Genomic DNA, 5,853 nt, shown 5'->3' on the forward strand with positions numbered 1-5,853 from the left:
CTGAACTAAGGAGGAGTAGATTTTGAAATGGTGCCTCGAGGCGGAATCGAACCACCGACACGGGGATTTTCAATCCCTTGCGTAAAGTCTTTACACATAAAAAGTTATTAATGATCGTGCCACAAAACTATTTGCCCGTACCCAGCCGATACATAGCAATTGATTTGTTCAGTCACAGATCAAATCAGATCGGATCTTACACAATTTCTAAAGTTTGTAAAGGCTGGATAATTGATTATTTTATAATAATGTCGAATTAACTTTTGCTCTCAGCATCTCAACATCACTCTCAATATAAGTTAGAGTTACTCTCACGTCTTTATGCCCTAAGAGCTGTTTAGCCACATACAAATTTTCTGGATCTTTCATTAGATACGTTGCAACAGTGTGTCGAAACCGATGTGGTGATACTTGGAAGCCTATCCTACTTGAAATAACTCTAAATAAATGACTAATTTGAAACTCTGTCATTACTTGACCTGTATATCGAGTTTTTCGAAATAAGTTAATATTAAATAGCTGGGAATCAACATTTTGATGACGTTTTCTTAGTTCTATAATTAGCTTTTCAATATATGGGTATAGCCTATCTAAAATAGGAATACAATGATATTCGTGATTTTTATTAATTTCCGGTGAAATATGAATTACCTTTTGATGTAAATCAACATCTTTTATTTTTAACCTCAGTAATTGAGCTCTTCGTATTCCCGTAAATCGAAATGTATTAACCAACGCTAAAATAAACCATTGTGGTTCTAATACATCAGGTAGACTATCTTCATTGCTAAGAAAAAAGTCCAGCTTATCTAGTTGAGTAGGTGTTAAAACTTTTCTTTTTGGCCTACCGACTCGCAAAAATAATTTATTACACGGATTTTCATCATAATTTAATAATTTTTGTTCAATACCAAATTTATAAATAGATTTAAGATGCCGTATATAGCTATTCCAAGTAACAGGTTTTACTTTCGTATTAATCACACTATTACGCCATTTCAATAACATCTCAGTGGTTATTTGGGAAGGGTACTCTACACCGCAATGCTTACGTACTTGTCGAATTGCTTTATCATAGCTTTTCTTCGTATCTGCACGCAGATATCTATGGAAAAAAATTTTGTAATAAAAACTCAAATGTAATATTGGTGTTTTGCATAACTTACTCCTCTAGTAATAGATGCCTATTGTTTATTAAAATTTTTTCACCAAAAAACAGTTGTGTATTCGGAATGAGATAGCCAACTAAAAATGAGTCCTTTCTTGGACCAATAACACGGCAACGCCAAAAGTTTGTACTATCATCACCTATTATACGCTTCTTATGTAAGCCAAGTGCTTGAAATTCATATTGTAAATTATTAATAGTTTCTTCATTATAAGTCAACTCCTTCTCTTGTAAATACAGTTCAAATGAGCTTGGACTAACAATAAAGAGACAATTATCAACAATATGGGCTTTCGCAGTACGATCATTGAATGTTAATTTCCCATTGAATAGTTTCTCCTTCAACCAATCTACAAATTGTTGCCCTTCTGTGCATGCCTCCGCTGTTTCAACAGGTAAAGAAACCGGCTTAGTCTCTTGAGTCTCTATTGTTTCCTGTATTTTTGATTGCATTGCTTCAGCTTTTTTTGCAGGTTTTATTACTGCTTCAGTTTTAAATGGTTCGCTCGTTTTTTCAACTGGCACAGTTTCATCTGCACCAAACATATTAAGCAGAAAATCAACGCTTTCATTATCCCCATTTTTTATTACTGTCCCAGTTTCTTGAAGTGTGGTTTCTTTAGAAACTGCATCAGGTTCAGAATTTTCCTTTTCGATACTCGCAGTAAGGTTTACCTCTGAGAGGTTAATATCCGTATTCGGTGCAGCTTTTTCACTGTCGTTATTTTCTTCTTTATCAGTAACCCTGATTGTACCGGCAAATAGTGCCGGGCGATCATCAAGACTATCCCACACAATCTCCGGTTTCACGCGTAATAAGCTAAACTTATCTTTCGGTTTCCATCCGGCATCTGACTTAAGCTGGCAATGCCAAATAGCTGTATCTTCGGCCGTTCGTTCAATCACATTGTGCGCTTGCATCTCATCAAATAATTTCCGGTTATCGCCAGGAACGCTAATTCCTTGTTCCATTAAATAGGCACGAATTTGATCGGCAGTTGTTTTGCTCATCAACCATAATCCATCCTCCGTTAACCAACCATCACCCGGTCCTTTTTCACTAATTTTCAATTTTTGTGAAACGAGATGGCGAAGAGCTAATACTAGCTGTTTGGCAAATGATACTACTGGCTTTTGAACTAATTTCGTAATATCGCCGCCGAGCGCCAATGCTACACTACGTTGATCGGCTTTTTGAATAATTTCAGACAAGACTCCAGCTTTGTCATAATGACCGGACATCGCATACATTAATGCAGAAAAAGCTTCCGGATAAGTAGCTAACCAATCAAAGGCTTCTGTCGGAATTAAACTATGAGCGACAAAGCTTCCTAGTACCGGATGAAGTGCATAATCGCGCGTTTTGATATATTTAAATTTATAGGGAGCTATTGGCACACCATTCCACGCTAGCCAGCGTTTTCCGTTTTTCAACTGTATTTCAATATCAACGATGGCTTTTCCAATATCGTGAACCAATGCAAGATAAATAGTTGCAGCGGTCCACGCATCTTTCTGTTCAGCTTGTTCTTCTGGTGCCACATTCGGCGGTAATACATAATTCTGACGGAGTTTAGCTGCAAATGAGATGACCTCTAACCCGTGATCAAGCATTCCACCTAAGTGAGCGTGATGATGAGATTCTGAGGCAGGCAAGAGTTGAACCATTTCCGCATAGCGTTCTATCGGCTTCTGGTACAGCTCATCAAACATCTCCCTGCTCATTGACACTTGTTGCCACAGTAAGGCTAAATAGCGTTGGCGCAGCTCTGTATTGAGTAACTCCGAGGCAGAATATGGGGTAATCCAACCATCTAGCTCCTGTCTCGGTAACGGATTATCTGTCTTGGCTTTATGAGATACGGTTGGTTTTGACTTGAAAATTTGTACCAGTGATTTAAACATTAAAGACCCTATAAAATATGAATGAGCAAACCAAAGGCCCTTTAGCCCTTTGGCCTTTTAGGGTAAGACCTTTCCCCTTGGAAAGGTTACCCTTGAATTATTCCCCTTATTGGCCCTTCAGGGCCCCCTTAATAGCCTTTTGGCTTTTTTAGTGTTCTATTTCCCATCCATTTCATCTAAAGTATCATAATCGCTATTATCAACTTCATCTACCTTATCATCTGTCTCATTACTATGATAATCATTTAACTCTGATTCCAAGGCTTGTTTCTCATCTTCACTTAAAAATTTCCAATAATTACAAATCAACTCATTCTCACTATATCTCTCCCACACGCCGGGATAATAATATTCTGCCTCAACATGACAAATCCCCCCTTCATGCGGATCACGAATATTTGCAACAAGGCTAACCGGTATCAGTAGGATGCTTAAAAAGAATATATGCCGTTTCATTATCTCTACCATTTAAGAAATTTGCTTCAATTCAATGTTACTCGTCTCAACCTTCTTAATTGAATGAAAAATTCTCTGCAATCTTGAGATAATTTCTCACTGCTATTTTCGTTCAAATCTCTATGATGTGAGAGATAACAAAATAAGAGGGTTAGATTATGTTTTGGTTTAAGAATGCCATTATCTATCGTTTAACAAAATCTCTTAATTGGGATTTAATACAATTACAAAATCAACTGAGTGATTGCTCATATAAGCCTTGTGGTGCACAAGATATGAGTAAATTCGGTTGGATATCACCATTGCGTGATTCTGATTTACTGTATTTTTCCGTAGGCAAACAGATTTTATTGGTTGCTCAAAAAGAGGAGAAAATTTTACCGACACAGGTCGTTAATAAAGAAGTAAATAGTCGTATCTCTGCATTGGAACAAAAAGAACAACGCAAACTTAAGAAAACTGAAAAACAAATGTTAAAGGATGATGTGGTGATGAATTTATTACCTCAAGCATTCAGCAAGAATCAACATACGGCATTGTGGATTGATACAGAGCAAAACTTAATTTATATCGATGCAACGTCAAATAAACGTGCGGAAGATACTTTAGCCCTACTACGTAAATCCTTAGGCTCACTGCCGGTTGTTCCTCTTGCTTTTGCCAATGAACCTGGTACAGTTTTAACCCATTGGGTAACTCAAAATAGCGTACCTGATTGGTTAATGGTATTAGATGAAGCGGAATTACGTGGCGGTCAAGAAGACAGTGTTATTCGCTGTAAAAAGCAACCGCTTGAAGATGAAGAAATGCTCTCTCATTTCCAACAGGGAAAAATTATCACCAAACTTGCTCTAAACTGGGAAGACAATTTGAGCTTTGTCATTCACGAAGATTGTACCCTTAGACGGTTAAAATTTGCTGATGTTATCCGTGAAAAAAATGATGATATTTTGAAAGAAGATTTTGCTCAGCGTTTTGATGCGGATTTTGTATTAATGACGGGAATTCTAAGTCAATTGACCGAAAACTTATTGGCGGAATTCGGCGGAGAAAAACAAAGGGAGCAATGATGAAAAAAGTAATAATTTTTAATTTAACAACAATGACAATGCTTTTTATTGCATTAATATTAGACTTCATCGAAAAAGGAATTAATGTATATACCTATATAGCATTGTCTGCTTTAACCATCCAATCTTTTGTTTTTATCAACGTCTTACAAATAAATAAGCAGAGAAAAAATTTAGAAAAAATACTAGAGAAGTTAATAGATAAAGAACTCATCAAGTTAGATGATGCTTCTATTGGTGATCGTGTAATTCCTTATTCTTCACTTCATGAAATTGAACAAGATGATAAAACAAAGCGTAAAGTTACAGAAATTGTTAAGCAAAATTGTAACACTAAAATAACTTTAGTGATTAAAGAATAGAATGTTAAGTTTTGACTGCAAGGAGACAAAATATGGAGAAAATTATAATCCGATTAAACTATTGTCCAGCAGATCGCGAAATTCAGTTAGCTAATATAGATAAACTAAAATTAGTGCTCTATTTATGTGAAATGAAATTGGAAAAAGGCATTGATTTACCTTTTAAAGAGGTAACAGTGATAGGTACAGATTACATATCTGATAATGATGAATACTTAAGAAAAAAATTAGGACGAATCCTGAATCAATCTAGAAAAATAGGGGTTACTTGCAATATTTGGGAAAAATGGGAGCAAAACCCATCTGATTTTTCTTAATTAGAGTTAAGTTTTGAATAGGAGAAAACATGGAAACTGCATCTTTGATTCTACTCGGAATCGCTGTTTTTCTACTTGGTATAGGCAATATGATCTTAACAAGAAGAGTAAGCAAACTTGAAAATGACCTTACCAAACTAAAAATCTCACTGAAAAAGTTTTAAGTTTTGAAAAAACTGGAAAGGTTAAAATATGGATAAGAGAGAATATAAAACAATAACTATAGATGACATTGAGTATGTCGTACCTAGTTTTATAGATGGTAGAGCTGGAATAATAATCCCTTTAGGAAGAGATGAATCTGGAAATTTAATGTTCAATTATATGGGACACAAATTCAAGGCTATTAAACAAAAAACAGTCACTAAGACAAAACCTTACTTTAGTAAATTAGAAAAAGCACTAGGGTTTATCTTTATTGTATTGATATTTGTTTTTTCTATATTAGTCTTTATTGGAAAAACTAATATAGGATTAGTATTATCACTTTGTATATCTATGTGCTGCTTTGGATATTTACCAATCCAAAAGCACATCAAAATAAAAGATTTTGAATATGAGAGAGATGTATTAGC

At 35.2% G+C, this 5,853-nt stretch carries 8 protein-coding genes; 5 read left to right on the plus strand and 3 right to left on the minus strand.

Annotated elements, in window-relative coordinates; translation table 11 throughout:
• Positions 1–240: 240 nt before the first annotated feature.
• The 3 genes from BKK47_RS11825 to BKK47_RS12570 form a co-directional block, all read right to left on the minus strand.
• On the minus strand, positions 241–1,137 hold the full coding sequence (locus tag BKK47_RS11825; RefSeq protein WP_077495021.1) for a tyrosine-type recombinase/integrase: 897 nt from the start codon (positions 1,135–1,137) through the stop codon (positions 241–243).
• Positions 1,138–1,162: 25 nt separating this feature from the next.
• Positions 1,163–3,073: a MobH family relaxase gene (gene mobH / locus BKK47_RS11830; RefSeq protein WP_077495022.1), complete on the minus strand. Its 1,911-nt coding sequence runs from the start codon at positions 3,071–3,073 to the stop codon at positions 1,163–1,165.
• 156 nt (positions 3,074–3,229) lie between these two features.
• A complete protein-coding gene (locus BKK47_RS12570; protein ID WP_077495023.1) occupies positions 3,230–3,529 on the minus strand; it encodes a hypothetical protein in 300 nt (99 codons plus the stop codon).
• Between the two features lie 158 nt (positions 3,530–3,687).
• On the opposite strand from BKK47_RS12570, the gene rdgC reads away from it, so the two are divergent.
• From rdgC to BKK47_RS11855, 5 genes are all read left to right on the plus strand, one after another.
• A complete protein-coding gene (gene rdgC / locus BKK47_RS11840; RefSeq protein ID WP_077495024.1) occupies positions 3,688–4,599 on the plus strand; it encodes a recombination-associated protein RdgC in 912 nt (303 codons plus the stop codon).
• The gene (locus BKK47_RS11845) at positions 4,596–4,961 is read left to right on the plus strand and encodes a hypothetical protein (protein WP_143529630.1); all 366 of its coding nucleotides are present in this window, start codon (positions 4,596–4,598) and stop codon (positions 4,959–4,961) included. Before rdgC ends, BKK47_RS11845 begins: the two co-directional genes overlap by 4 nt.
• A gap of 32 nt (positions 4,962–4,993) precedes the next feature.
• Complete coding sequence (locus tag BKK47_RS11850) at positions 4,994–5,278, plus strand: hypothetical protein (RefSeq protein WP_077495026.1); 285 nt, start codon at positions 4,994–4,996, stop codon at positions 5,276–5,278.
• A gap of 29 nt (positions 5,279–5,307) precedes the next feature.
• Positions 5,308–5,442, plus strand: a complete 135-nt coding sequence (locus BKK47_RS12805) for a hypothetical protein (protein WP_256856284.1) — start codon at positions 5,308–5,310, stop codon at positions 5,440–5,442.
• Between the two features lie 28 nt (positions 5,443–5,470).
• Positions 5,471–5,853: hypothetical protein (locus tag BKK47_RS11855; RefSeq protein ID WP_143529631.1), on the plus strand; the 383-nt coding region annotated here is incomplete at its 3' end.

Source organism: Rodentibacter mrazii (assembly GCF_001998825.1).
In the GTDB taxonomy this organism is placed as follows: domain Bacteria; phylum Pseudomonadota; class Gammaproteobacteria; order Enterobacterales; family Pasteurellaceae; genus Rodentibacter; species Rodentibacter mrazii.